The organism is Streptomyces sp. NBC_00104 (assembly GCF_045160825.1).
Lineage (GTDB): Bacteria > Actinomycetota > Actinomycetes > Streptomycetales > Streptomycetaceae > Streptomyces.
Map to the genome: position 1 here is coordinate 4,885,703 of NZ_CP108215.1, position 24,856 is coordinate 4,910,558.

A 24,856-nucleotide genomic window follows, 5' to 3' on the forward strand; every position below is an offset into this window, starting at 1 on the left:
GGGCGGCGCGGCGACGAAATACCGGAAAACCGCCTACTGCGGGCGTTACTACGGCTCTACCTACAGGGTCGGCGACCCGAGTCGCCGGCCACCGATCCTCACCGGCAAGGACGTGACCCCAATGCCCGAGCTTCGACTCCGGATCAACGGAGAAGACCACATCGCGGACGTCGCGCCGCAGGTCAGCCTGCTCGACGTGCTCCGCGAACACCTGTGGCTGACCGGCACCAAGAAAGGCTGCGACCAAGGGGCCTGCGGCGCCTGCACACTGCTGGTCGACGGGAGACGCATCGTGTCCTGCCTGGCCCTGGCGGTGCAGTACGAAGGTCGGGAGATCACCACGATCGAGGGCATCGCCCACCCGCTGCAGGAGGCCTTCGTCCGCGAAGACGGCCTGCAATGCGGGTACTGCACGCCGGGCCAGATCTGCTCGGCGATCGGGATGCTGAGCGAGTACGCCGCGGGCGCACCGAGCGCAGCCACCGAGGGACTGACCCCCGAAACACTGACACCCGCGGAGATCCGCGAACGGATGAGCGGCAACATCTGCCGCTGCGGGGCCTACAACGGCATCGCCGAGGCGATCCAGGAAGTCGCGTCATGAAGACCTTCAGCTACCTCAGTCCCCCCGACGTCGACGCCGCCCTGCGGCAGATCACCGCCGAGCCCGGCGCCAAGTTCCTCGGCGGCGGCACCAACCTCGTCGACCTCATGCGCGAAGGCATAGAGGCGCCCGCCACGCTCATCGACATCACCCGGCTGCCGCTCAACGGCATCGAGGAACTCCCCGACGGCGGGCTCCGCATCGGGGCGCTGGTCCGCAACAGCACCCTGGCGGCCCACCCGGACGTGCGCGCCCGCTACCCGTTGCTGTCCCAGGCCATCCTGCTGGGCGCCACCGGGCAGATCCGTAACATGGCCACGGTCGGCGGCAACCTGCTGCAACGCACCCGCTGCCTCTACTTCTACGACGAGGCCTCGGCGTGCAACAAGCGGGAGCCTGGTGCCGGCTGCTCGGCCCGCGAGGGCTTCAACCGGGGCAACGCGGTGCTCGGCACCAGTGACGACTGCGTCGCCACCCACCCCTCGGACATGGCCGTCGCGCTGGCCGCCATCGACGCCGTCGTGGAGGTCCGCAGCAGCCGCGGCAGCCGCCGCATCGCGCTGACCGACTTCCACCGGCTCCCGGGCACCACCCCGCATCGGGAGTCCGAACTCGAAGCCGACGAACTCATCACCGCGATCGAGCTGCCGCCGCTGCCGGTCGCCGCCCGGTCGCACTACCGCAAGGTCCGTGACCGGGCGTCGTACGCCTTCGCCCTCGTCTCGGTCGCCGCCGCCCTCGACATCGGCACCGACGGCCGCATCACCGACGTCCGGCTGGCACTCGGCGGCGTCGCGACCAAGCCATGGCGGGCACGTGCCGCGGAGCAGTTGCTGCTCGGCGCCCAAGCCACCGAGCAGAGCTTCGCCACCGCCGCCGCCGCCGAGCTCGCCGCCGCCATTCCCCTGTCCGGCAACGCCTTCAAGATCGACCTGGCCCGCCGGACGGTCGTGGCCGTGCTTCGCAAACTCACCACCGAACGGAGCGGATCGTGACCACACACGCCAATCCCCAGGGCGAACCCGGCTCGAACACGGATGCGTCCGTGCCGGTCGGCGGCGCGGTCGGCCGCCCGGTCGACCGCCGCGACGGCCACGCGAAAGTGACCGGGACGGCACTGTTCTCCGCCGAGCACCGCTACCCGAACCTCACCTACGCCACCATGGTGCACGCCACCATCGCCCGCGGCACGATCACCGGCATCGACACCGCCGCGGCAGCCGCAGTGCCCGGCGTCCTGGCGGTCCTCACCCATCTCAACGCGCCGCGGATCCGCCCGGTACGCAAAGCCAACATCATCCGGGACCTGGGACCGAGCATCTCGGGAACCGCGGTCGACTACCTCAACACCGATCAGGTCTTCTGGGACGGCCAACCCGTCGCCGTCGTGATCGCGGAAAACTCGGCCGCGGCGAACGAGGCCGCCCCGCTCGTCACGATGACCTACCGCGAGGTGCCCGCGCGGGTGGACTTCGCCGTCGAGCAGAAGAACGCCACCGTGGCCAAGGGCGACCTCACCTTCGCCGGCGTGGCGAAAAAAGGTGACGCCGACGCGGCGCTGGCCACCGCGGAAGTCTCCGTCGACCTGCACTACACCACGCCCGGCCTGCAACACAACGCGATCGAACCGCACACGACGACCGCCACCTGGGACGGCGACCACCTCACCGTGCACGACACCACCCAGTCCACCGATCAGACCCACAAGTACCTCGCCTGGCGGTTCGGCGTGCCGGCATCCCACGTCAGGGTGCGGGCCGAGTTCGTCGGCGGCGCCTTCGGCGGAAAGTTCGCCGTCTGGCCCGGCACGGTCATCGCCGCGATGGCGGCCAAGGCCGTCGGGCGACCCGTGCGCCTGGCACTGAGCCGCAAGGCCGTCAGTTGGTCCGCCGGCGGGCGCACCGCCTCGAGCAACCGGATCGCGCTCGGCGCGACCCGCGACGGCCAACTCACCGCACTGATCCAGGACAGCATCACCCGCACCGGCTCCGTCGGCGGCCTGCTCGAAGCGACCAGTTCACCGGCCCGGCACCTCTACGGCGCCGACAATATGCTCACCCGGCAGAACCTCGCCGAAATGGATCTGCTGCCCAACACCTCGCTGCGTGCCCCCGGCGAGGCGATCGGCAGCTTCGTACTGGAATCGGCCATGGACGAACTCGCCTACGAACTGGCGATGGACCCGATCGCCTTGCGGATGCGCAACGAACCCAAGACCGATCCGACCGGCGGCAAGAAGTTCTCCCAGCGGATGCTGCGCGAAGCCTTCCAGACCGGCGCCGAACGCTTCGGCTGGGCGGACCGCGATCCCCGACCGCGCTCCATGCGCGACGGCGAATGGCTCGTCGGCATGGGCACGGCCGCGGCCTACCACCCGGCCGTGCGGCTGACCGCCGACGTCAAGGTGCGGCTCAGCGACGACGGCACCGCGCTCGTGCAGTGCAGCTTCCACGAGATGGGCATGGGCGCCGCGACCGTCCAGGCACAGATCACCGCCGACGCGCTCGGCATCGGATACGAGAAGGTCCGGGTCGAGTACGGCGACACCGCCCTGCCGCCCGGGCCGATGGCCGGCAACTCCAACCAGACCGCGACCGTCGCCACCAGCGTCCTCGCCGCCTGCGCCGAACTCACCCGGAAGGTCACCGCGCTGGCCCGGCGTACGGGCACCACCGGTCAAGAACCGGCGACCACCCTACGAGCGGCGCACATCCCCTTCCTCGAAGCCTCGGTCGGATCCACCACCCGGCTCGGCGCACTACGCAGCCAAGGCCGGTTCCTGACCACCTTCCTGAAAGACCAACGCTGGTCCAAAGCCGCCCGCGGCGCGCAGTTCTGCGAGGTACGGGTGAACGCCGACACCGGCGAACTACGGATCTCACGCTGGCTCGGCATGTTCGACGTCGGCCACGTCATCAACCCGAAGACCGCCGCCAGCCAACTGCGCGGGTCCATCGTCATGGGCATCGGCATGGCGTTGTCGGAGCAGACCCTGATCGACCCCCGCAACGGCCGGACCATGAGCGCCGGCCTCGACTCCTACTACCTGCCGGTGCACGCCGACATCCCGCCGATCGACGTCGCCTGGCTCAACGAACCGGACAAGACAATGCCCCTGGGCATCATCGGTCTCGGCGAGGTCGGCGTGACCGGCGTGGCAGCCGCGATCGCCAACGCCGTTTTCCACGCCACCGGCCGACGCGTCCGCGACCTACCGATCTCCCTGGACAAGACGCTGTAACCACTGCCCGGCCTCGGCGGGCGGCATCCATACTCGTGGCCGCCACCAGGCTGGCCAACAGCGCCTTCCACGCTCATTTCGTTTCCGAGGATGACCTGGTAGGACGCCACCGTCGCCGACCAACTGCCCGGCTCGGCTGTTGTCGCGCAAAGACATCGACGACGTCCACCCGGTCGGGCGCGGCCAGCGAAGCTGACGAGCACGCCAAAGCGTGACCAGGTCCGGCCGGTTCAACCACCAGCGAGGAGACCTTCCTCGCGTCTCGCACCGGCCTGTTTTGGAGACCAAATGATCGACATCGCCGACCAGCTCACCGACTGGGTCGCCAGCGGCAGGGACTTCGCCGTAGCCACCGTGGCTGCCGTCACCGGCAGCGCGCCGCGACCGGTAGGTGCCGCCCTCGCCGTCGACAGCGACGGCGTGGTCATCGGTTCCGTCTCCGGCGGCTGCGTGGAGGGCGCGGTGTACGAACTGTGCCGACAGGCGCTCCAGAACGGCGTACCGGTCCTCGAACGCTTCGGCTACAGCGACTCGGACGCCTTCGCGGTGGGCCTGACCTGCGGCGGCATCATCGACATCCTGATCACCCCGGTGCGAGCCGGGACGGCGGACGGTGAGGTGATCGCGGCGGCACTGGCCGCCTTCTCGGCGGGCGAGACCGTGGCGTTGGCCCGCATCGTCGATGGACCCGGCGACCTGACCGCACGGCCCCTCCTCGTACGTCCTGACGGCTCCCACGGAGGCACCCTCGGCGGTCACCGCGCACTGGATGCCACCGCCGCCGCGATGGCCCGAGCCATGCACGACACCGGCACTGCCGTCATCGGCGAGGACGGCTCGCACTGCGGAAGACCGGTTACCCTGCTGATCGAATCCAGCGTTCCACCACCCCGGATGATCATCTTCGGGGCGATCGACTTCGCGGGTGCCCTGACCCGGATCGGCAAGTTCCTCGGCTACCACGTGACGGTCTGCGACGCCCGCCCGATGTTCGCCACCACTGCCCGCTTCCCGGAAGCGGACCAGGTCACCGCCGACTGGCCACACCGCTACCTGGAGTCCACCGACATCGACAGCCGAACTGTGCTGTGCGTACTCACCCACGACGCCAAGTTCGACATACCCCTGCTGCGTATCGCGCTACGGCTTCCGGTCGCCTACGTCGGCGCCATGGGCTCGCGCCGCACCCACCAGGACCGCACCCGACGCCTGCGTGCGGCCGGAGCCACCGAAATCGAACTGGCCCGCCTTCGTTCGCCGATCGGCCTCGACCTGGGCGCCCGAACGCCCGAGGAGACCGCTCTGTCCATCGCCGCCGAAATCGTGGCCGAACGACGCGGCGGCAACGGGGCACCCCTGACCGGCACAAACCGCTCGATTCACCGCGCACAACCTATCGATCACCGCAGGCACGGTCCCTGGGATCAAAAGCACGCACTCAGGAGCTCAGGAGACTGAACAGAAGAACTTGACAGGGAAGCGGTTGGGCGGCCCCTTCGTTTACGGCTCCCCGGCACGGATTAGGCACACGTCACGCGGCATCTTCCTCCAGGGCCGCCACCTCCTCGGCCGCCTCGCGAGTCTTCCGCTCCGCCTTCTCCAGCTTGGCCTTCGCCTTGGCCAACTGCTTGGCCCGGCGCTTGTGCATCTTCTTCGAGACCTCGTCCAGGCGGTCCGGGAAGAGGTGCCCGTACGTGTCCAGGGTCAGCGTCGCGGACTTGTGGCCCAGCATCGTCTGGACGACATTGACGTCCGCGCCACTGGCGATGGCGAGCGAGGCCGCCGTGTGGCGCAGCTTGTGCGGGGTGACCTTGAGGTGCCCCAAGTCGGCCTTCACGACGGCCGGCGCGAAGAAGCGCTGACGGAAGTTGCGGGCCCGCAGCGGTCCGCCCTGCGGGGCGGTGAAGAGGAGTGCCTCGTCGCCCCGCCCCTGGACGTGGGGCCTCAGCTCCTCCGCCAGGAATCGCGGGATCGGTACGGACCGACGCTCGTGGTTCTTGGGGGTGTCGAGGTAGAGCTTGCCGTTGTCCTCGACGTACGCCTCGATGATGTGCGCCCGGCAGGCGTCCAGATCGACACGCCCCACCTTCAGCGCGGACGCCTCGCCCCAGCGCAGACCTGTGTAGGCCAGCAGCAGGATGAACACCCGGTAGGCGCCTGCCGCATTGGCCAGAGCGTCGACCTGCATGTCGTCGAGGTAGACGTGGTCGGTCGGTGCCGCCTTCGGGAGGGGCACTCCGACCGCCGGATTGACCGCCAGGCGACGGGACTTGACCGCGTAGGCGAGCACCTGGCTGAGGATGACGTACGCCTTGCGGACCGAGCGTGGGCTGAGCTTCCGGCCGCCCGTCGCCTGGCCGGACAGCATGTCGGCGAGCCACTCGGCGACTTCCTCGAAATGGATGCGGTCGAGGGGCGTGGTGCCCCATCGGGGGATCACATGAACGTCGAGAACACCGCGGTATCGGTTGCGAGTTGATCGCTTGAGGTGGAGCTGGGCAGCAAGCCAGGAGTCCGCCACCTCAGCGAACTTCACGCGCGCCGCGGCCGGATCGCGGTAGGAGCCGTCGTTGAGGCGGGACTCCATCCTGAGCCGTTCGACGTCGGCGTCGATCTTGCGGGCCAGGGTCTTCATCTTGGGCTTACCGTCCGGGCCGTACCAGCGCACGCGGTAGCGCCCGGGTGGCGTACGCCCTGCCTGCTTGGCCTCAGCCACGGCCCGCACGTAGGCCGCGTGCCCTATGCGGTCCTCAATCCAGACGCGCGCCAATTAGCACCCCCTCCGGTCAGCAGCGGTCGCCAACGCGAGCGGTAGGAGCAGGGTCGCGGGAGGGACGCCGAGTGCGGTGGCGATCGTGACGAGGTCGTCGACGTCGCAGCGGCGGCGGGCGCGTTCGGTGCGACTGAGGGCCGTGTTGGTCATCGGGCGGCCCAGTGCTGTGCAGCGGGCGGCGAGGTCGTGCTGGGTCAGGCCGCGCGCGAGGCGTAGGTGCTCGATAGCGCGGGCGGAGTGGAGGCCGGCAGGGCCTATTTCGACAGGTCGGGATGCCATGACAGATAGCTTTAACTTGCAGCCAGGCGCTATGGCAAGAGTTGGTTCTTAAACTCTATAGAAGTCGTTCGGGGGCAGAGTGGTGTTCGTCTCAGCAATTCGCAGCCCATCCCGAGTTGTTTCGGCTGGGCGTCATGCTAATTTACCTTCGCGCGCACGAAATAGGTGGTTTAGGTAAGTTTCTGCCTTACTGTCTAGCGGGTAGGCGGTGGCTCTGATAGCCGCTCCGTGACCCATGTGAGCTGTGGCGACGCCTGCGGGTGCTCGCTCGACCGGCTGTTTCGCCGCAGAGAATTGTGTCGGCGGATGGAGCGATTTCGACAACCGGCGATCCGCCCTTACTGTTTTGGAATCGCCGACCACACCGAGAAGTGCTGGAGAGTTTCAGAACCAACGCTGGACTTTTCCTCCCGGGGTGTGGCTGTGTTGTCCAGGCCCGCTGTCCAAGACCGAAAAGGAGCCCTGTGCCGAATACCTCTTCCCGTAGCACCAACGCCCCCGCCCCCGCCGAGGCAGCCAAGCGCGGCCCGCTGGCCACCCCTGCTGAGGTCGCCGAGTACCTCGGGGTGCCGGTGAAGACCCTCTACCAGTGGAAGTACCGGGGCATCGGCCCCAAGGTGCACAAGGTCGGCCGTCACCTGCGCTACCGCTGGTCCGAGGTGGACGCCTGGGTGAACGCCCGGTCCACGTACGGCCTCGCGGTCTGAAACCGCGCTTCCGTGGCAGTGAAACGGCCCTCGGCGAGCCAACGCCGAGAGCCACAGAGTCCCCGCCCCATCACCCTTGAATGATCGAACCGGTGGGCCGGGCCTTGCCCGTCCGGCCCACCAGGGAGGAACGCCTGTGGACGAACCTACGTCCCCCACCGCACCCTCGACGCCCGCCTGGCCGCCCGTCGCCGTCCCCGGCCAGGACCGACACCCCACCCCCCAGACCTCTTCCACCAAGGACGAGGAACCGCAGCAAGCCGCAGAAGGCGCGGAGCTGCTGGACGAATTGCGGGAGGCCATCGCACGGTACGTGATCCTGCCCAGCGGCGAGGCACTGACCGCCGTCACGCTGTGGGTCGCGGCCACGCACATCCAGCCCGCGCTGCAGCACGCACCGCGCCTGGCCGTGGTCGGGCCGGCGAAGCGCTGCGGCAAGTCCCGTCTGCTGGATGTGATCACGGAGACGGTGCGCGAGCCGCTGATCACGGTCAACACCAGCCCGGCGGTGGTCTTCCGTGCCATCGGCGACGACCCGCCCACCCTGCTGGTGGACGAGGCCGACACCATCTTCGGCAGCATCAAGGCGGCCGAGAAGAACGAGGAGCTGCGCGGCCTGCTGAACGCAGGTCACCAGCGCAACCGGCCCGCTCTGCGGATCTCCGGCCCGGAGCACAAGCCGCAGGCGTTCCCCACCTTCGCCATGGCCGCGCTCGCCGGCATCGGGGACCTCCCGGACACGATCATGGACCGGGCGGTGGTGATCCGGATGCAGCGCCGCAAGAACGGGGAGCGGGTGGAGCAGTTCCGCTCCCGCCGCGACATCCCCGCGCTGCACGAAGTGCGCGACCGGCTCGCCGCGTGGCTGCGCCCTCTGCTCGAAACCGCCGCCGACTTGGTGCCCCCCATGCCGGTGCAGGACCGGGCGGCGGACACCTGGGAACCGCTGGTGGTCGTCGCCGAGCTGGCAGGCGGCTCCTGGCCGGAGCAGGCCCGGGCAGCATGCGTGGCCATGTGCGCGGCCGAATTGGGCCAGGACGACGAGTCGAACCTGAAGACCCGCCTGCTGCGGGACATCCGCCGCGTCTTCGCGCGTGACGGCGATCCCGACATCATGCGCACCCGGGACCTGCTGGAGGAACTCCTCAAGGACCAGGAGGCTCCATGGGCGGAGTACCGCAACACGGGCCTGACCTCACGCTACCTGGGGATCCTGCTCAAGGACTTCGGCATCCAGGCGGCCGTGCTCCGCTTCGAGGGCGGACGACAGGCCAGGGGCTTCACCCACGTGCAGTTTACCGACGCCTGGGCTCGCTACTGCCCCGAGGAGCCGGCACCCGGCAACGGTGACGAGACCACCCATCACGGGCCGACCGTAAACCCGTAAACACTCGTCACACACGTCGCATCCCAGGTCAACCCCGTGACGGGTCGCGCAGCTGTGACGGGTCCTCCCGTATCACGCCGGACTCCCGTACCTGCCCTGAGCAGGCATGCGACGGGTGCGACGAGTCAGCACACCTCCCGCCTCCCAGGCTCTTCCCCGCTACGCGGAGTGCTGTGTGTCCATCACGTCAGCGTCTCTGCCCCTAGCTGGCCTCGTACGCGGCGCCTCGCCCTGCCGGTCATATGGCTGGTCCGCGACGCCTCGCGCGAAGGTCGCCACCGGTGTGTCCACGGTCTGGCACCCGTCGGTCCGCGAAGAGCCGTATACGGCGGCGGGGGACCGTCCCGAGGAACTCCATGCGCGGCACCTACCGGGACCGACCTCGGTGCCCCGTGGGACGGAGCACGCCCCGTCACCGGGACCGGGAAAAGGCGGGACCGGGGACCGCGACAGTGCCTGGGGGACGGCCCGTACACAGGCAGAGACGGGACCGTCCCTCTGAGAATCCGCTGCTCAGGGCACGTTGAAGCCGGTCCCCACAGCCGTCCCCGAAAGCCGGGGACCGGTCCCGCAACCGACACCGTCCCTTGGGGACCGCAAAACCGGGACGGTCCCCCTGACGCTGTGTCACGGGGACCGTCCCCAATGAACGTCGCCGCCTGGTCCCGCATAGCCGGGACCGGGAGCCACATGGCTTCGGGGACTCTCCCCGCACACCCCTGCCCACCGATCTGACCTGACGTCCCGCCTGAGCACGGGTCGCAGTCACGCGCCTCAGCAACTCGTCGACCGTCCGGGACGAGACCCGGCACCACACCCCACCCCTCACGTACGCCCCACGGAGAACCGCACGTGCCTATCCAGCAGCCTGAGCACCACAGTCCGCATAACGCCTCATCCGACATCGCAACCCCAGACAGCGCAGCAAGTTGTCGGGTAAGGAGTCCTTACCCGGCCTCCGCCCCTGGGGTGGCGGAGGCACCCGGCGCCGAGAGGGTGCCGGGGTGGGTCGGCCCGGGGGTGCCGACCGAGACGGGAGCCGCCAGACCGTCGCCGCACGTTGCGCAGACGACGAAGCCGCAGCGCCGTCTGCGTCAGCCGCGCCTGCGCGAGCGCCGCGTCCACCCCCGTTACAGCGACAGCGAGTTCACCGACCTCGCTCACGCCGCCGCGCTCAGCCGTATGCAGATCGGCGGCTACGTCGCCGAGGCGTCGCTCGCCGCGGCCCGCGCCGAGGACCCCACGGCCGCGATCGCCGACTACCGCGCCATGGTGAAGGCGCTGATGGCCGCCAACCGGCAGCTCGGCTGGCTCGGCAACAACCTCAACCAGCTCACCTGGCACCTCCACAAGGACGGCGCCTGGCCCGAGCACGACGTCGTCCACCGGCTCCTGGCCCGCGTCGAAGCATCGATCGCCGACGTGGACACCGCCGTCGCCCAGGTCACCGAGGGAAGGCAGGGCCGGTGATACCGAAGATCATCACAGGCAAGGGCAGCACCCGCCGTCTGATCGCCTACCTCTTCGGCAAGGGCGACGCCAACGAGCACGTCGACCCGCACCTGGTCGCGTCCTGGAACGACTTCGCCCCCGACCCCGGCCGCAGCCCGCACCGCGACCCGAAGGAGGTGGAGAAGCAGCTCTACACCCAGCTCGACCAGCCGGTGGCGATGCTCGGCCGCCGGGCTCCTCAGACGACGGTCTGGCACTGCCCGGTCCGCGCCGCCCCCGAAGACCCCATCCTGTCCGACGCACAGTGGGCAGAGATCGCCCGCCGGATCGTGGCCGCCGCCGGCATCGCCCCCGCCGGGGACACCGAAGCCTGCCGCTGGGTGGCCGTACGGCACGCCGACGACCACATCCACATCGCCGCCACCCTCGTCCGCCAGGACGGCCGCCGTCCCAAGCGCGACTACGACATCCGGGCCGTCCAGCGCGAGGCCCGACAGATCGAAGTCGACTACGGACTACGGCGGTTGAAGCCGGGCGACGGCACCGCCGCCAAACGCCCCACCAGCAAGGAACACTTCAAGGCCAAACGCCAGGGCCAGGACGCCACCGCCCGCGAGATCCTGCGCATGCGGGTGCGCCGCGCGGTCGCCGCCGCGGCCGACGATGCCGAGTTCTTCTCGCTGCTGGAGGCGACCGGCGTGGACGTACGCCTCAAGCTCGCTCCCTCCGGCGACGCGCTCGGCTGCAACTTCGCCCTGCCCGGCAACGTGAACGAGGAAGGCGACCCGGTGTGGTTCGCGGGCTCCACGCTCGCCCCTGACCTCTCCCTGCCCAAGATCCGCGAACGCCTCGCCACCACCAGCCCCGAGCCGGCCACCATCCAGCCTGGCAACCCGTGGCACCAGGCCACCGCCGCCACCGAACGCATCCCCCACCACCTCACGAAAGGCGACGAGCAGACGGCCCAGGGCCAACTCGTCGCGCTCGGTGCAACGCTGGACCTGCTGCCCGCCATGGCACCGACAGCGGTGCGGGCCGAACTCGAACAAGCCGCCGCCGCCTTCGAGCGCGCCACCCGTTCCCGCATCGCCGCCGACCTCACCAGCACCCGCGCCCTGCACCGCAGCATCCAGACCATCTGGCGCGAGAGGCCCCAGGACACTGACGGCACCGGTCTCACGATGCTCCTGGACGCCGCACTCACCGCGGTCGCCTTCGCGCTGCACTGGCACCGCACCCGCCAGCACGCCCAGCAGGAAGCGGCAGCCGAACAGGCGCTCCTCCACCTGCAGACCACGTACGCGCAGACCGCCGAGCCCGTCCTGGTCGGCCTCGCCAGCCGGGCACCCGGCCCGCAGACCAAGCGCCGCTTCGCCCACCACCTTCAGGATGTGGTTCCGGAGCACGCCGAGCGCATCCTCAACGACCCCGCTTGGGACGCACTCGCCACCGTGCTCGCCGAGGCAGAGGCAGCAGGACACAACGCAGCCACCGTCCTCGGCCAAGCGCTGCACCAACGTGCCCTGGACGACGCCCACAGTCCCGCCCGCGCGCTGACCTGGCGTATCCGCCGCCTCGGCGAGCGCCACGTTCCCGGTCCTTGGGCCCAGGCAGCCAGGGCCCACAGTGCCATGCAACGGCCCAGCGCGCCGGTCCACCCCGCGGCAACCACTGCTCGGCCACCGCAGGGGTCACCGACACGGCGGCGCTGATCAGACCGGTGCGGACAGCCTGGGCGCGAGGAGTTCCAGCGCTTCCTCCCAGCGGTAACGGTCGGCCCCGCCGCCGGCCTTTGGCCGGTGCGGTTCGTACGAGTCGATCAGGACGCCCATCTCGCGTAGCCGTTCCAGACTCTGGCTGTACGCGGGGTGGGCGGCCTGGGCTGAGTTCAGGTACGGCAGCACGGCGACCGGGATGTCCATGGCGGGTGCTTCGCACAGGACGCCCAGGGCGAGATTGTCGGAGATCCCGGCGGCCCACTTGTTGACGGTGTTGAAGCTGGCCGGGGCAACCGCGATCGCATCCGCCGGCCGAGTCGGGCGCGGTTCACCTTGTGACCGCCATGCCGAGCGGATCGGGCGGCCGGTCTGCGCCTCGACCGCCTCCGCGTCGAGGAAACCGAGTCCTTGTGGGGTGGCGATGACGCCGACGTCCCAGTGCTGTTCCTGCGCGGCGGTAATCAGCTTGCCGACGTCACCGGCGATGCCGCACGCACAGACGACTACGTACAGGAAGGGCTTCTTGGCCGGTTCCTTAGTGGTGGGCTCGGTCACGCGTGGGCTCCAGGATGGTGAGCTTCTCGTTGGGCGGCCAGCTGGTCGGCCAACGCATCGGGCCCGATCTTGCTCAGAGCCCACAGGCTGCTGGATCGACGAGCCCACCGCCAGAGCGGGTCAGCCACAGGGATGTGGAAGGGCAACACTGGAATGCCGCGGGTGTCGAAGGGACCGGCGTCGAGGTAACGCAGACCACCAGTGCCGCACAGATAGTGCGTACTGCCGGTGGCTGCCGCGAGGTCGGCGAGGCGCTCGGAGCGGCCTTGCCGGGTCGGGATCACGCTGCTGTCCTGCACCTTCCCCGACCAGCCGAGAGCGCTGAGCAGGGCGATCGTCGATGTCCTCGCCAGGTCGGCCACACGGTCCGACTCGTCGAGCGCGTCCAGTACCTCGGACACAGCACCCCAGTAGGGGCTGCGGCCGTAGTACTGGCGGACGAGAAGCTGGACCGTCCGGCGCGAGCGACGCGGATCAACGAGCCGTGCCTGGCTGATCAGTGTCGGGCGCCCGTGGGGAAGGTGCGTCGGGAGCGTGAGCCACTGCTGTCGGGATGGATCGTCCAGGGCGGCGAGACGGGCGCGGTGCTGGTAGTCGCGCCGGGCGAACTGCACGTCGTCCAGGACGACCCACAGGTCGGCGGAGAACAGCTTCGCCAGCGTGGACAGCCGGGGAAACAGGTTCGGTTGGTGGATCGCGCACAGCCCGTCCGACGCATCGGCGCTGGGCGGCTCAGGTGCTGATGAGGCGGCTTTCGAAGCCAGCGCCCAGGAGGCTCTCGTAAGCGTCATACACATCCCCCGGTACGTCCTGCTCGACGGCGAAGCCGAGCTTCGGGTACTCGATCACCCGTTGCAGGTCACCGACGAGCATGTCGACGACGAGCTTCTCGTCGCCGATGGACTTGATGTAGTCGTCCAACTCCAGCGGCTCGGAGGCGCACACGACCTCAGCCTCGGGCCACAGCTTGCGGCAGGTCGCATACGAGCGGCGCTCCATGTACGGCTTGGAGATCAGCAGCAGCGACTGCACTTCCACCCCGGCCTCGGCCAGTAGTTCGCGGGAGAACGTGATGTTCTGGCCGGTGTTTGCGGCCTTCGACTCCACGATGATCGCCGCGTCTGGCACCCCCAGGCTCAGCGCATGCTCGCGGTAGTGGACGGCCTCGCCGCGCGGGAAGCGAGCGCGGGTGGTGGGGCTGTTGCCGCCGCTGAAGACCACGACCGGGAAAAGGCCGGCGCGATAAAGGTCGACCGCAGTAGTCGCGACCCCGAGGTCGTGGCTGCCCAAGCCGATCGCCGCCGAGCAGGGCCGCAGCTCGTGGCCCATCTGGTGATAATTCCAGATCAGCGTCGCGTCGTGGAACTGCTCGTCGGTGATCTGGCGCTGCTGGTGCTCCGGCACTGGCACTCCCTGGCTCATCCTTGCTGGCCCTTTCGGATGCCCTCAATACTGCGCAGCTGGTGGCTCAGCCCGTACTGCCGGGCCACCTGTGCCGCCTGATCGAGGACGGACAGCCCATCATTCCGGGTCGCCGCATCCGACAGAAGGATGTGCCCGTACGCGGTGTCCAGCCTCACCCGCTGCATCGGGGAGTCGACCGTGCCGGTGGTGCGCGCGATGTCGATGTAGTGCAGTGCCTGCTTCAGGTCGCCGGCACCGCGACAGGCCAGGGCCAGCTTCTGGTGGGCGACCGACCAGTCCTCCGGCTCGCCCAGGTCCTCGAAGGCACGAGTGGCGGCCGTCATCGCGTTGGTGGCGTACTCGTTGTCGCCCTCCTTGCTCAGCGCCGTACCCACCCACAGCCGCGCCCTGGCACGGTCACGTCGGCTCAGGCGCTGGTCCCCGGCGAGGAGTTCGTAGTGGCGAGCGGAGGATTCCAACTCGCCCGACATCTCCTGAACGACGGCCAGGGACAGCTCGATCTGAGCCACCCGGCGTGGGATGTCGAGCTCGGTGAACATGCCCCGAGCGGTCAGGTAGGAGTGGCGGGCGGAGAGTGGGCCGAGGATCGCGCCCTGATCGCGCTGGAGGTCGCCCAGGAGCACGAGGGAACGGCCGTACAAATATAGACCCTTGCCGTCCAGCTGCTGGGGTGCACGGCTACTCAACCACCGGTTCAACAGGGTTGAGGCGAACGGGAAGTCCTGACGGCTGATGCAGACAACAGCGCGCTCGATGTCCTCGGTCCAGGTCTCGTAGTCCGCCGGCCGCGCGCTCTTCCGTTCAGGGAACAGCGTTGCCTCGAAGCGGGCTTGGGCGGCGGAATCCGCCCGTGCGAGTGCGGTGTCGAGGATGGCCTGGGTGTCCGGTCGGGGCTGTGTTTCCGCGCCGAAGCTCTCCCACTTCGCAACCGTGCGCAGCGCGACACCGAGGTGCTCGGCGAAAGCGCGCGTGCTCATACGCAACGCGGCGCGCAGGGCGCTCGCCTCCTGACCTGTCCATTGCTGCACGCTGACCACGGATGACCTCCCTCCGTCACGTATGGAAGCACTGTCGGTGACGACGTGGGGTGGGAAGTGCAACGGAAGTACAACAGCAGGTCATTTCGAGGACGTTCACGACGGCCGACGCTATAGGCATGGACGACGACCTCATCACCGAACGCCGCCCCGTCGCCTTCCCCCAGGTCTTCGGCTACCTACGCCACATCACCGGCGGGTTGCCCCGCCACGCGGCGCTCGTCGACTGCCTCACCGAGTACTGCGAACGGCACGAACTGGCCCTGTGCGGTGTCTTCACCGAACGCGACTCCACGGTGATCACCCGGTCCCCGGCCTTCGTCGGTCTGCTCGACGCGCTCGAACTCCCCGATGCCTACGGTGCCGTGGTTCCGGCTCTCAGTCACCTCGGCCCGAAGGGCCTCGGCACCGAGCGCAAGCGTCAGATAACAAAAGCAGGCGCTCGTCTGATCGTGGTCCGCCACTTCACGCCGACCGCGGAATCCACTTCTTCGCTCGGCGCGAGCCACAGCTTCTGGCCGCAGGGGGATGCGTGATGTCCGTGCGCGATGCGTTGCGACGAGCTCCCATGGTGAACGACGTGCCGGGGCTGCGGCTGCTGAAGGTCGGCGACGGCTGGGACGTCGTGCGCACCTCCGCCGAGATCGGCCTCCTAGCCCTGTCCTATCTGCGCTGCATTGGTACTTCCGTCGGCCCCGTGCTCTACGACAGGCCCAACGGGCGTCTCTACTACGCCGTCCCGACCGGCACCGCAACCAGCTGGGACGATCTGCCGGTACGGCACCTCTCCACCAACTCCTGGCTCGTCGCACCCAGCCTGGAGCTGCTCGACGACTGGTTCGGCGGGTGGTGCGAACTGCCTGACGACGACACCCTCACCGACACGGAGGCCCTCCGCGCTGCTCTCCAGCACCCCTACGTCGCCACAGCTCTGGAGGCGGTTCGATGACCAGCCGCACGATCATGCGCCACCAGGAGTGGACCCTCCAGCCCGACCGGGAGGCCGACGCAGAGCCCACCACGTACGCGATGCAGTGCGCGGTCTGTGGCGAGACATCGCCTCCCGGCACCGACTTCGCCGACCCGCAGAGCTGGGTGTTTACGCACGGTGGCCGCAATCCCTCGCACCATACGTACCGGGAGATCATCACCCGCCCGTGGAGGGCCTGGTGGAAGCCGTAAACGGCCGTCTCGCCGCCCAGATCACGCAGGCTGACCGCTACCGCCGGACCACTGCTGATCGTGCTCGTTTCCGCCTCGTACGGCTCCGCGATCGGCGTGACCGCCTCGACACGCACGGATCACACCTCTGACCCGCACTTGGCGAGGGGATCCACCGGCTGAGCAGGCGACCAACCTGATCGCCGCGCACCACCAGGCCCGACCCACCGCTCGTATGCAGCCCGTGGAGGTTCCATGACCGAGACAAACACCAGCGCCGAGAGACTGGGGACCAAAACAGCTCCGCAGCTCGTGGCCAGCCCGTTTCTCGCCCAGTACCTTCTTGTCCAGCCCGGCCTGGCGGCCGGCGTGCGCATCCCGGAGGTCCGCTACGAGGAACTGCGGGTTGCGGGGACGGAAGGACGATCCGTCCCCGACTGGCTGGCCGACGCGGCGAGGGAGGCGTGGGGGACCGAACTGTCCTCGTCGCCAGTCAGCGACGTCGTCCTCGTCCGCGAGCGGTCCCGGTACGGGTACGGCAAGGCGTCGTGGGAGATCAACCTCGGCTGTGACTACGACTGCGAGTTCTGCTACCTCGGGGAGAAGCGGTTCGAGGGCCTGGACTGGGCGGGTAAACAGGCGCTGCTCCAGACACTGAGGGACGCCGGTGTCCTGTGGTTGCAGATCACAGGCGGTGAAGCGCTGATCGACCGCGAGTTCGGCGCCGCGTACGAGTACGCCCACCAGCTCGGGATGATGGTCCAGGTCTCGTCCAACGGCTCCTCGCTACGGAAGCAGCCGATCCGGGACCTGTTCGCCCGCCACCGGCCATACCGACTGACCCTGAGCGTCTATGGCGCCACCGCCGAGACGTACGACAAGGTGACGCGGAACCGCGGGGCGTTCGGCCGGTTCCTGATGGGCCTGGACGCCGCCCGCGAGGACAGGCTGCCGGTCCGCCTGAACGTGATCGTCTCGGACGACAACGCGCACGAGACAGACGCGATGGTGTGCCTCGCGAAGTCGTACGGCTTCCCGCACCAGGTCTTCACGAACATGTCGCCCACGATCGACGGCGAGGCGAACCCCCTGGTGACGCAGGCACTGGACCATCTCAAGGCCCGTAGCGTCTTCACCGGCTGCAACGCCGGCCACACGTTCTTCCACGTCAACCCACACGGCATCGCGTCGATCTGCAAGGTCGGCCGCGACCCAAGCGTGAACCTCATCACCGAGGGCGTCGAAGCCCTCCCCCGACTCGGCGCGGTCGCCGAGTCCCTACAGCTCCGCACCGGTGGATGCTCCGGCTGCACGAAGGTCGGCACGTGCCGCACGTGCCGGCCGCTGGCCAGGCTCTACCAGGAGGCGGGGGACCGACGAGAGCTCTACTGCCAGCATGGAGGTTACGGATCATGACTCCGCCCACCGCAACCCTGACTCCGCCCCGCGAACCGGTCATGCTCACCATCGGCCGACGTCCGATGGAAATGCCGACCAGTGCCCCACCGGTGCCGCTGACCGCCCTGTCGATCAAGGACGACGAGTTCCAGATCATCGCCGACCTGGACGAGGCTGCCGAGGGCGCCGAGTGCAGCTGCTCGGCCGGTGACGACCAGCCGTATTAAATCCGCCACGGGCGGCGCCTGTGCCGCCCGCTCGTTCCACCCCCTCAGTGCCGTCCCAGCCGTACCCTGGCTGGGGCGGCATTCCCCATACCCGAGCACCCCTGAGGAACCGCGCGTGTCCATGTCCCGCATCCCCTTCGAGCAGCTCCCGGCCGGCATCCGACGGGCCATCTCCGACAAAACCGGCGCCGTCCATCAGGCAGCCACCACCCCGGGCGGCATGAACTCCGGCATCGCCTCTGTCCTGAAGACCGAAAGCGGCAGGGTCTTCGTGAAGGGCATCCCGACCGACCACCCCCAGGTCGGTGCACAGCGCCGCGAGGCGGCGATCGCCCCCCATCGTCCGGCGTTCTGCCCACGCCTGTACTGGCACCTGGAGCTCGATGGTTGGAGCCTTCTCGGCTACGAGGTGGTCGACGGCCGCCACGCCGACTACTCGCCCGGCTCACCCGACTTGCCGCTCGTGGAAGCCGCGCTCACCGAACTACAAGCAGCCACGGCCCCGGCCGACATCGAGATCAAGGACGCTGTCGACCGGTGGGCGGACTACGCCCCGCCGGGGACGTTGCAGTACTTCAGCGGTGACACCCTCCTGCACACCGACTTCGCCCCGGATAACGTACTGATCGTCGGCAAACAGGCTCGGCTCGTCGACTGGGCGTGGCCGACGCGAGGTGCAGCATGGATCGACCCGGGCGCCCTGGCACTGCGACTCACGGACTCCGGCCACCCGGTGGAGGAGGCGGTCGCCTTCGCGGGCCGCTTCCCGTCATGGCGGGACGCCGAACCAGCAGCCCTCGCGGCGTTCGGCGCGGCCACCGCGGCACTGTGGCAAGAGATCGCCGAGGAAGACGAGATCCCGTGGAAGCGGCGGATGGCAGAGAGGGCGGCGACACTCGCGTATGTCCTTGCCAAGGGGTAGGTAGCACAGGTCGAGTACAGCTGCCCACGGCTGTGGCTGAGCGTGTCGGTTGATGGCGGCAATCACCCCCAGATCAGGCCCAACTCGCCCGCGCGTACTCCGGCCTGGAAACGGGAGCCCGCGTTGAGGGTGACGAGCAGTTCGGCGACCCGGCGGCGGTAGGTGCGCAGCGACATGCCGAGTTCCCGTGCGGCTGTCTCGTCGGTGACGCCGGAGGTCAAGGCGCGCAGGACCCTGCCGGTCTGGGCGTCGATCAGGGGCCGTTGCGGACTGAGGAAGGCAGCGAGGTCGGTCGCGCTCTCCCAAGCGGCTTCGAACAGCGCGTAGGCCCCGTCGACCAAGGCCGGCGCGGCGCTCATGGTGTACGTGCGGTGTCCGTGAGCGGCCGGGGCGGACGTCATGGGACTGGTGAGGATCATGGTTCGCCGGTCGATGAAGAAGGTTCCCCGGGACAACGGGGTGGCGGCGATCCTGATCCGCATGCCGTGGGCAGCCATCTCGCGCAGGACTTCCCGGTCGCGCTCGTCGGCGAGAACGGCGGGGCTGTACAGCTTGCGGGCCGGAACTGCCCCGTCACGACGCATCGTCAGGCGGGCGGCCTCACGCGCCCCGGGCCAGGTGTCGAGGTCGCGGGCCACGTTGACCCATTCCACGTCGTTGGACTCCGTCAAGGGCTTGATCCGCGCCCAGAACTCAACATCACCGCGAAGCATCACGACCTGTGGCATACGTCCATTGTGCCGGTGGCAGCAAAATGCCACGGGCTCGTCGGCCGGTGCCGGGCCTTGCAGGCTGGAGCTCATGAGCAATGACTTCCGCTTCGGCGGCGACCTCCCCGTCAACCGGCTCGGCTTCGGCGCCATGCGCCTGCCTTCCAAGGACGGCATGGGCGGTCCCGCCCGCGACCCCGAGGCCGGCCGTGCCGTACTGCGCCGCGCCGTCGAACTCGGGGTCGACCACATCGACACCGCCGACTTCTACTTCAGCGCCGGCGGTGCGGTGCGAGCGAACACCCTGATCCGTGAGGCCCTGCACCCCTACCCGTCCGACCTGGTCATCGCCACCAAGGTGGGCCCAGTCGTCGGCCCCGACGGCCTCTCCCACGGCACCCCGGCCGACATGCGTGGCTTTATCGAAGCCAACCTCGATGGCCTGGGCGTGGACCGCCTCGACCTGGTCTACCTGCGCATCGGCGCCATGGAACCCCCGCAGGGTGAGTCCCTCGCCGAGCGCTTCGAGGCGCTCGCGGCACTGCGTGAGGAGGGCCTGATCCGTCACCTCGGCCTCAGCAACGTCGACACCGGTCATCTCGCGGAGGCTCGCGCCATCGCACCTGTCACTGCCGTGCAGAACCATGCCGCACAGGGCGACGAAGCGGATGTCCTGGCCGCATGCGAGGAGTCCGGCATCGCCTTCGTGCCCTTCTTCCCGGTGGGTGGCGGTCGGGAACTCGACGACGAGCGTCTGGCCAAGGTGGCGGCCCGGCACCGCGCCACCGTCCCCCAGATCGGCCTGGCCCGGCTGTTGGCCTCATCGCCGGTGGCCCTGGCCATCCCGGGCACGGGATCCCTCTCCCACCTGGAGGAGAACATGGCTGCCGCCGCGATCGCCCTCACCGACGAAGACCTCGCCGACCTCTCCTGACATCGCACACGAAAGAAGCCCCCTGTCATGAAGCTGCTGATCCTCGGTGCGACCGGTCCCACCGGTCGTCATGTCCTCGACCTGGCCGTGCGATCCGGCGACTCGGTCACGGCCTTCGTCCGCAATCCGGCGGCCCTGGGTGACCTGGCCGAGCAGGTCACCACGGTCACCGGCGACGCCACCTCGCACCGCGACCTCGCCGCCGCGGCGGCCGGGCACGACGCGATCGTCTCCGCGCTCGGCAGGGGCAATTCGGTGCGCGCCGACGGCTTGTTCACGCGCGCCTCTGCGGCCGTGATCGGCGCGGCCGGAGAAGCGGGTGTCTCCCGTCTGGTGTGGCTGTCCTCGTTCGGTGTCGGCCACACCTTCGGCTGGTCGAGCAGCGCGCAGAAGCTGATCTACGGCACGCTGCTGCGGTCGATCTACGCCGACAAGGCGATCGCGGACGAGAGCATCCGCTCCAGCGGGCTGGACTGGACCGTGGTGTACCCGACCAGGCTGACTCACGGCCCCGTCAAGGGCACCTACCGGGCGGACGACCGGCTACCGATGAAGGGCAACCCGACAATCAGCCGTGCGGACGTGGCCGCCTTCATGCACACGGCGGCACAGGGCAGCGAGTGGATCCACCGCACCGCCGTGATCTCCGACTGAGCGCCCACACCGCCCCCTATGACAGTCGTTATAGACGGGTGTAATATGCCGACCTCTATAACGACTGTCATAGGAGGATGTTGTGACGATCATTACCGTGAACGCCCCGAGGGGCCGCCTGGGCCTGGAGCAGCGCCGCGAGCTGGCCGAGACGCTGACGGACGCGGTACTGGTACCCGAGGTGGGACAGCCGGCTCCGGCCGCCCGCGTCGGGTTCCAGGTGCACTTCGTCGAGCGCGAGCGGGACATGATGGCGATCGGCGGACGGCTGCTTTCGGACGCCGACCAGGAACTCGACGTGATGGTGATCGACATCGCGGTCATGGACGCCGCCTGGCAGCCGGACGTACGAGGCCAGGTCATCGAGCGCGTCCTTGCCGCACTGGCGGCGGCCTTCGGACTGGAGAAGCCGTCACCGACGTGGTGGGTCAACTTCCGCGTGATCGACGAGGGCAGCTGGGGCTCGTCCGGGGGCGTACTGTCCGTCCTCCCGCTCCTCGACAGCGGGGTGTTCACGGAGGAGAGGGTCAAAGCCGTCCGCGCCGCGCTGGGCGTCTGAAGCCCGAGGCGTCGAGCGCGGGCCGACTCAGCCCTTGATCGTGGCGAGGATCAGCGCCTGCAGTTGCTCCGCAGTGCGGTCGAGGGGCTCGATGCTGCGCTTGGCGCGGCACATGGCCACGGTCCCCTCTACGGCCGCGACGACGAGGGTGGCGAGCTGGACCGCCTCCTCGCGCTCGGCGCCATGCTCGCGCAGCGAGGCGGACAGCAGGCTCTCCCATGCGGTGAAGACGTCTGCGGCGGCTACCACGGCGGGGGGCGTCTCGTCAGTGGGCGGCTCCTCGATGGAGACGGCGAGAACCGGGCAGCCCGCCCTGAAGTCACTGTCGACGACGATCTTGCGCCACAGGGCGAGGAACGCCCGCAACCCGGCGACCGGCCCCGCCTCCAGCTCCTTCCGCAGACGGCGCGCGACCCACTCGCCCGTATAGCGGACGGCCTCGGTGGCCAACTGCTGCTTGCCTTCAGGGAAGTAGTGGTACGTCGAGCCGAGCGGCGCCCTGGCGTGCTTGGCCATCTCACGGATGCTCGTCGCGTTCAGACCACGCCGGCTGATCATGTCGGCCGCACCGGCCACAATCCGCTCGCGCGCCGCCGGGCTGGGCTTGGTCACGTACACGATCCCTTCTGACCCCACTGGCTATAACGGCCGTCATAGTCTAGCGTGGCCGTCGCTTATAACGACCGTCATAGAACTGCGTCGTCGAGCGAAGAGTCGAACGAAACGAAGAGAGGTATGCCCATGCCGATGATCCGGCTCACGGCCCCGGCCGGCGCCCTGACCGAACAAGGCCGCCAGAGCATCCAGCGCGACCTCGCCGCCGTACTGCTGCGCTGGGAGGGCGCACCCGACACGGCGTTCTTCCGCGCCCAGGCGTGGAGCTACCTCACCGAACTGCCGGAAGATGCCCAGACCACCGCCGAGGACGACGCGCCGCGCTTCCTGGTAGAGGTCACCGTCCCGCAAGGAGCCCTGTCCGAGCGCCGCAAGGCGGGCCTGGTCGAGGAGGCGACCAAGAACGTCCTGGCCGCGGCCGGCCTCGGCCCGGACGACGCCCTGCGGGTGTGGGTGCTGGTGCATGAGCAGCCCGACGGCACGTGGGGCGCGGGCGGCTCCGTCATTCGCTACGACGACCTGGTGGCATTGGCGAAGGGACAGCGCACCGATGCGTGAACTGACCTATGTCGCCAAGCGCACCGTCGAGTGGCGCGAGGCACCCGACCCGAAACTCCAGTCCGACGGGGAGGCGATCGTCGCACCGGTGGCCGCCACCTCCTGCGACGTGGACTCCTCCATCCTGGCCGGGCACGGTTTCATCGAGCCGCCGTTTGCCCTCGGCCACGAGTGTGTCGCCCGGGTCGTCGAAACCGGCGACGCCGTCACCGCCGTAGCCCCTGGTGACCTGGTCGTCGTCCCCTGGTCCGTCAACTGCGGTACCTGCGAGCGCTGCCGGGCCGGGCTGACCGCGCACTGCACCGCCGTCCCCTACATGGCGATGTACGGCGCACCGATCGGCGGCAGTTGGGGCGGGCTCTTCTCCGACCTGGTCCGCGTGCCCTACGCCGACGCCATGCTGGTCCCGCTACCGGCCGGGCTGGACCCGGTCGCCATGGCGTCCGCCAGCGACAACTGGTCCCTGGCCTGGCGCCTGGTCGCCCCTCACCTCAAGGCCCGCCCCGGAGCACGCGTCCTGGTCGTCGCCCGCGGCAGCATCGGCCTCTACGTGTGCGACATCGCCCGCGCGCTCGGCGCCTCCGAGGTGCTCTACGTCGACCCCGACCCCGAACACCGCACCCTGGCTCGCGCGTTCGGAGCCGCCACCGCCGAAGCCCTGGAACCGATCCCCCAGGGCTACGACATCGCCGTCGAGGCCACCGGCCGCGTCGACCAGCTCGGCCTGGCCGTCAAGTCCCTGAGTCCGGAGGGGATCTGCGAGTCGGCGGGCAACCATTTCCGCCCCGGCGAGCTGCCCCTGCTCGACATGTACCTCACCGGCGTCACCCTGCGCATCGCCCGCGACAACGTACGCGCCCACATCCCCGACGCCCTCGAACTCGCCGCCTCTGGCAAGGTCGCCCCCGAGAAAGTCGTCTCCCACGTCATCGACTGGGAGGACCTGCCGACCGCGCTGCCGGAGAAGCACCTGAAGCCGGTCTTCGTCCGGGCCGATGACTGACCCCACCCGGCACTCACTCCACCAGCCCACCCCACCGAGAAGCCCGATGCACAGTTCCCTCACCGACCCGCCACCCACTGGCACTGCCACACGACCCACGCGAACGACAGCCGAGGAACTGGAACACCAAAGGGCGGCCATAACCCGCCTCGGCCACGAACTGCGCGCTCTGGTGGAAGCCACCGTCCGCACCGCCGCCTCCCCGGACACCCTCCACCGCGTGGCGGACGGCGTCCGTGCCATCACCAGCCAGCTGACGGGCCGACGGCGGTCGCGGGCGGAGATCCCCGAGGTGGACGAGTTCCCCACAGGGACACGTATCTACAGCCCTGTGACCGGGGCCGGGAGCCCGCTGGCCCCGCCCGTACAGGTGAAGCCCACCGCCGACGGCCTGGTGGGTCACTGCACGCTCGGCATCGCCCACGAAGGGCCGCCCGGCTACGGCCACGGCGGCATGAGCGCCATGCTCCTGGACGAACTCATGGGCCGCGCCTGCGCAGCAGCCGGAACGCCCGGCCTGACCGTCTCCCTCCAGATGCGCTACCACCGCCCGGTCCCACTGGAGACACCTCTGCGGATCCTCGCCCGCGTCACCAGCACGGACGACCGCAAGATCTTCGTGAGCGGGTCGATCACCATCCAGACAGACCCTGACGCGATCCTCGTCACGGCCGACGGGGTCTTCATTGCTCCCGACCCCCACCGCACTCGCACCCTGTTCCCGGGGCTGCAAGCAGAACCGTGACCGGTCGAGAACAGAGGGCGCATCCCCCGACCACGTTTCGGCTCGTCCTTCGAGGCAAGAGGCCATCCCGCAGAAGCACTTGCATGAGCAGCGGATCCCCCGTCAAAAGCTGCTGGCAGAACGGATCCAGCACACATGGGGCCGGGAAACCGCGTGAACACGCGAGAACTACGGAGGGGTGTTTTCCCAGGT

General features: G+C 69.1%; 28 protein-coding genes. 20 read left to right on the top strand and 8 right to left on the bottom strand.

Annotated features, from left to right (window positions below; all coding sequences use genetic code 11):
- Positions 1-121: 121 nt before the first annotated feature.
- The 4 genes from OG272_RS21400 (at position 122) to OG272_RS21415 (ending at position 5,303) form a co-directional block, all read left to right on the top strand.
- Positions 122-604, top strand: coding sequence for a 2Fe-2S iron-sulfur cluster-binding protein (locus OG272_RS21400; protein WP_326585979.1), 483 nt, complete (start codon positions 122-124; stop codon positions 602-604).
- Positions 601-1,599 (top strand): FAD binding domain-containing protein, encoded by a 999-nt coding sequence (locus tag OG272_RS21405; protein ID WP_405894507.1) that lies wholly within the window; start codon positions 601-603, stop codon positions 1,597-1,599. Before OG272_RS21400 ends, OG272_RS21405 begins: the two co-directional genes overlap by 4 nt.
- Complete coding sequence (locus OG272_RS21410; RefSeq protein ID WP_405894508.1) at positions 1,596-3,845, top strand: xanthine dehydrogenase family protein molybdopterin-binding subunit; 2,250 nt, start codon at positions 1,596-1,598, stop codon at positions 3,843-3,845. The genes OG272_RS21405 and OG272_RS21410 overlap by 4 nt, the downstream gene beginning before the upstream one ends.
- Positions 3,846-4,133: 288 nt before the next feature.
- Complete coding sequence (locus OG272_RS21415; RefSeq protein ID WP_405894509.1) at positions 4,134-5,303, top strand: XdhC family protein; 1,170 nt, start codon at positions 4,134-4,136, stop codon at positions 5,301-5,303.
- 73 nt (positions 5,304-5,376) lie between these two features.
- On the opposite strand, the gene OG272_RS21420 is transcribed toward OG272_RS21415, so the two are convergent.
- The gene (locus tag OG272_RS21420) at positions 5,377-6,561 is read right to left on the bottom strand and encodes a tyrosine-type recombinase/integrase (protein WP_405894510.1); all 1,185 of its coding nucleotides are present in this window, start codon (positions 6,559-6,561) and stop codon (positions 5,377-5,379) included.
- Positions 6,562-6,615: 54 nt separating this feature from the next.
- Positions 6,616-6,897, bottom strand: a complete 282-nt coding sequence (locus OG272_RS21425; RefSeq protein WP_328735973.1) for a helix-turn-helix transcriptional regulator — start codon at positions 6,895-6,897, stop codon at positions 6,616-6,618.
- Positions 6,898-7,361: 464 nt separating this feature from the next.
- Here OG272_RS21425 and OG272_RS21430 point away from each other — a divergent pair, with 464 nt between their 5' ends.
- The 4 genes from OG272_RS21430 (at position 7,362) to OG272_RS21445 (ending at position 12,155) form a co-directional block, all read left to right on the top strand.
- A complete protein-coding gene (locus OG272_RS21430) occupies positions 7,362-7,604 on the top strand; it encodes a helix-turn-helix transcriptional regulator (RefSeq protein ID WP_405894512.1) in 243 nt (80 codons plus the stop codon).
- Positions 7,605-7,740: 136 nt separating this feature from the next.
- Entirely contained in the window at positions 7,741-8,991 is a 1,251-nt protein-coding gene (locus OG272_RS21435; protein WP_405894513.1) for a DUF3631 domain-containing protein, read from the top strand.
- A 969-nt stretch (positions 8,992-9,960) separates the two neighbouring features.
- The gene (locus OG272_RS21440; protein WP_405894514.1) at positions 9,961-10,461 is read left to right on the top strand and encodes a plasmid mobilization relaxosome protein MobC; all 501 of its coding nucleotides are present in this window, start codon (positions 9,961-9,963) and stop codon (positions 10,459-10,461) included.
- Positions 10,458-12,155 (top strand): mobilization protein, encoded by a 1,698-nt coding sequence (locus OG272_RS21445; protein ID WP_405894515.1) that lies wholly within the window; start codon positions 10,458-10,460, stop codon positions 12,153-12,155. Before OG272_RS21440 ends, OG272_RS21445 begins: the two co-directional genes overlap by 4 nt.
- On the opposite strand, the gene OG272_RS21450 is transcribed toward OG272_RS21445, so the two are convergent.
- The 4 genes from OG272_RS21450 to OG272_RS21465 are packed head-to-tail and all read right to left on the bottom strand — an operon-like array spanning position 12,156 to position 15,178.
- Entirely contained in the window at positions 12,156-12,716 is a 561-nt protein-coding gene (locus tag OG272_RS21450) for a flavoprotein (protein ID WP_306500886.1), read from the bottom strand. It lies immediately after the preceding gene.
- Entirely contained in the window at positions 12,713-13,507 is a 795-nt protein-coding gene (locus tag OG272_RS21455; protein WP_405894517.1) for a WbqC family protein, read from the bottom strand. Before OG272_RS21455 ends, OG272_RS21450 begins: the two co-directional genes overlap by 4 nt.
- Positions 13,449-14,138, bottom strand: a complete 690-nt coding sequence (locus OG272_RS21460; protein ID WP_405894518.1) for a YdcF family protein — start codon at positions 14,136-14,138, stop codon at positions 13,449-13,451. Before OG272_RS21460 ends, OG272_RS21455 begins: the two co-directional genes overlap by 59 nt.
- Positions 14,135-15,178, bottom strand: coding sequence for a helix-turn-helix domain-containing protein (locus OG272_RS21465; RefSeq protein ID WP_405894519.1), 1,044 nt, complete (start codon positions 15,176-15,178; stop codon positions 14,135-14,137). The genes OG272_RS21460 and OG272_RS21465 overlap by 4 nt, the downstream gene beginning before the upstream one ends.
- A 119-nt stretch (positions 15,179-15,297) precedes the next feature.
- Between OG272_RS21465 and OG272_RS21470 the strand changes: the two genes are divergently transcribed.
- From OG272_RS21470 to OG272_RS21495, 6 genes are all read left to right on the top strand, one after another.
- A complete protein-coding gene (locus tag OG272_RS21470; protein WP_306500882.1) occupies positions 15,298-15,714 on the top strand; it encodes a hypothetical protein in 417 nt (138 codons plus the stop codon).
- 32 nt (positions 15,715-15,746) lie between these two features.
- Positions 15,747-16,127, top strand: a complete 381-nt coding sequence (locus OG272_RS21475) for a hypothetical protein (RefSeq protein WP_405894520.1) — start codon at positions 15,747-15,749, stop codon at positions 16,125-16,127.
- Positions 16,124-16,360, top strand: a complete 237-nt coding sequence (locus tag OG272_RS21480) for a hypothetical protein (RefSeq protein WP_387030438.1) — start codon at positions 16,124-16,126, stop codon at positions 16,358-16,360. The genes OG272_RS21475 and OG272_RS21480 overlap by 4 nt, the downstream gene beginning before the upstream one ends.
- Positions 16,361-16,594: 234 nt before the next feature.
- Positions 16,595-17,755 (top strand): radical SAM protein, encoded by a 1,161-nt coding sequence (locus OG272_RS21485; RefSeq protein WP_319134804.1) that lies wholly within the window; start codon positions 16,595-16,597, stop codon positions 17,753-17,755.
- A complete protein-coding gene (locus tag OG272_RS21490; protein WP_319134801.1) occupies positions 17,752-17,964 on the top strand; it encodes a hypothetical protein in 213 nt (70 codons plus the stop codon). Before OG272_RS21485 ends, OG272_RS21490 begins: the two co-directional genes overlap by 4 nt.
- 121 nt (positions 17,965-18,085) lie before the next feature.
- The gene (locus OG272_RS21495; protein WP_405896050.1) at positions 18,086-18,886 is read left to right on the top strand and encodes an aminoglycoside phosphotransferase; all 801 of its coding nucleotides are present in this window, start codon (positions 18,086-18,088) and stop codon (positions 18,884-18,886) included.
- Between the two features lie 62 nt (positions 18,887-18,948).
- Here OG272_RS21495 and OG272_RS21500 read toward each other — a convergent pair whose 3' ends face one another.
- On the bottom strand, positions 18,949-19,614 hold the full coding sequence (locus OG272_RS21500; RefSeq protein WP_405894521.1) for a DNA-binding response regulator: 666 nt from the start codon (positions 19,612-19,614) through the stop codon (positions 18,949-18,951).
- 73 nt (positions 19,615-19,687) lie between these two features.
- Here OG272_RS21500 and OG272_RS21505 point away from each other — a divergent pair, with 73 nt between their 5' ends.
- From OG272_RS21505 to OG272_RS21515, 3 genes are all read left to right on the top strand, one after another.
- Positions 19,688-20,530: an aldo/keto reductase gene (locus OG272_RS21505; protein WP_405894523.1), complete on the top strand. Its 843-nt coding sequence runs from the start codon at positions 19,688-19,690 to the stop codon at positions 20,528-20,530.
- Between the two features lie 27 nt (positions 20,531-20,557).
- The gene (locus OG272_RS21510; RefSeq protein WP_392654166.1) at positions 20,558-21,184 is read left to right on the top strand and encodes an NAD(P)-dependent oxidoreductase; all 627 of its coding nucleotides are present in this window, start codon (positions 20,558-20,560) and stop codon (positions 21,182-21,184) included.
- Positions 21,185-21,266: 82 nt separating this feature from the next.
- Entirely contained in the window at positions 21,267-21,743 is a 477-nt protein-coding gene (locus OG272_RS21515) for a tautomerase enzyme (protein ID WP_086839486.1), read from the top strand.
- 27 nt (positions 21,744-21,770) lie between these two features.
- Here OG272_RS21515 and OG272_RS21520 read toward each other — a convergent pair whose 3' ends face one another.
- Positions 21,771-22,355, bottom strand: a complete 585-nt coding sequence (locus tag OG272_RS21520) for a TetR/AcrR family transcriptional regulator (RefSeq protein WP_334523819.1) — start codon at positions 22,353-22,355, stop codon at positions 21,771-21,773.
- A gap of 129 nt (positions 22,356-22,484) precedes the next feature.
- On the opposite strand from OG272_RS21520, the gene OG272_RS21525 reads away from it, so the two are divergent.
- Genes OG272_RS21525 through OG272_RS21535 form a run of 3 tightly spaced genes read left to right on the top strand, consistent with a single transcriptional unit; the run spans position 22,485 to position 24,664 of the window.
- On the top strand, positions 22,485-22,916 hold the full coding sequence (locus tag OG272_RS21525; protein ID WP_405894524.1) for a 4-oxalocrotonate tautomerase family protein: 432 nt from the start codon (positions 22,485-22,487) through the stop codon (positions 22,914-22,916).
- Positions 22,909-23,919 (top strand): zinc-binding dehydrogenase, encoded by a 1,011-nt coding sequence (locus tag OG272_RS21530; RefSeq protein WP_405894525.1) that lies wholly within the window; start codon positions 22,909-22,911, stop codon positions 23,917-23,919. The genes OG272_RS21525 and OG272_RS21530 overlap by 8 nt, the downstream gene beginning before the upstream one ends.
- Before the next feature lie 46 nt (positions 23,920-23,965).
- Positions 23,966-24,664 (top strand): PaaI family thioesterase, encoded by a 699-nt coding sequence (locus OG272_RS21535; RefSeq protein ID WP_405894526.1) that lies wholly within the window; start codon positions 23,966-23,968, stop codon positions 24,662-24,664.
- Positions 24,665-24,856 lie beyond the last annotated feature (192 nt).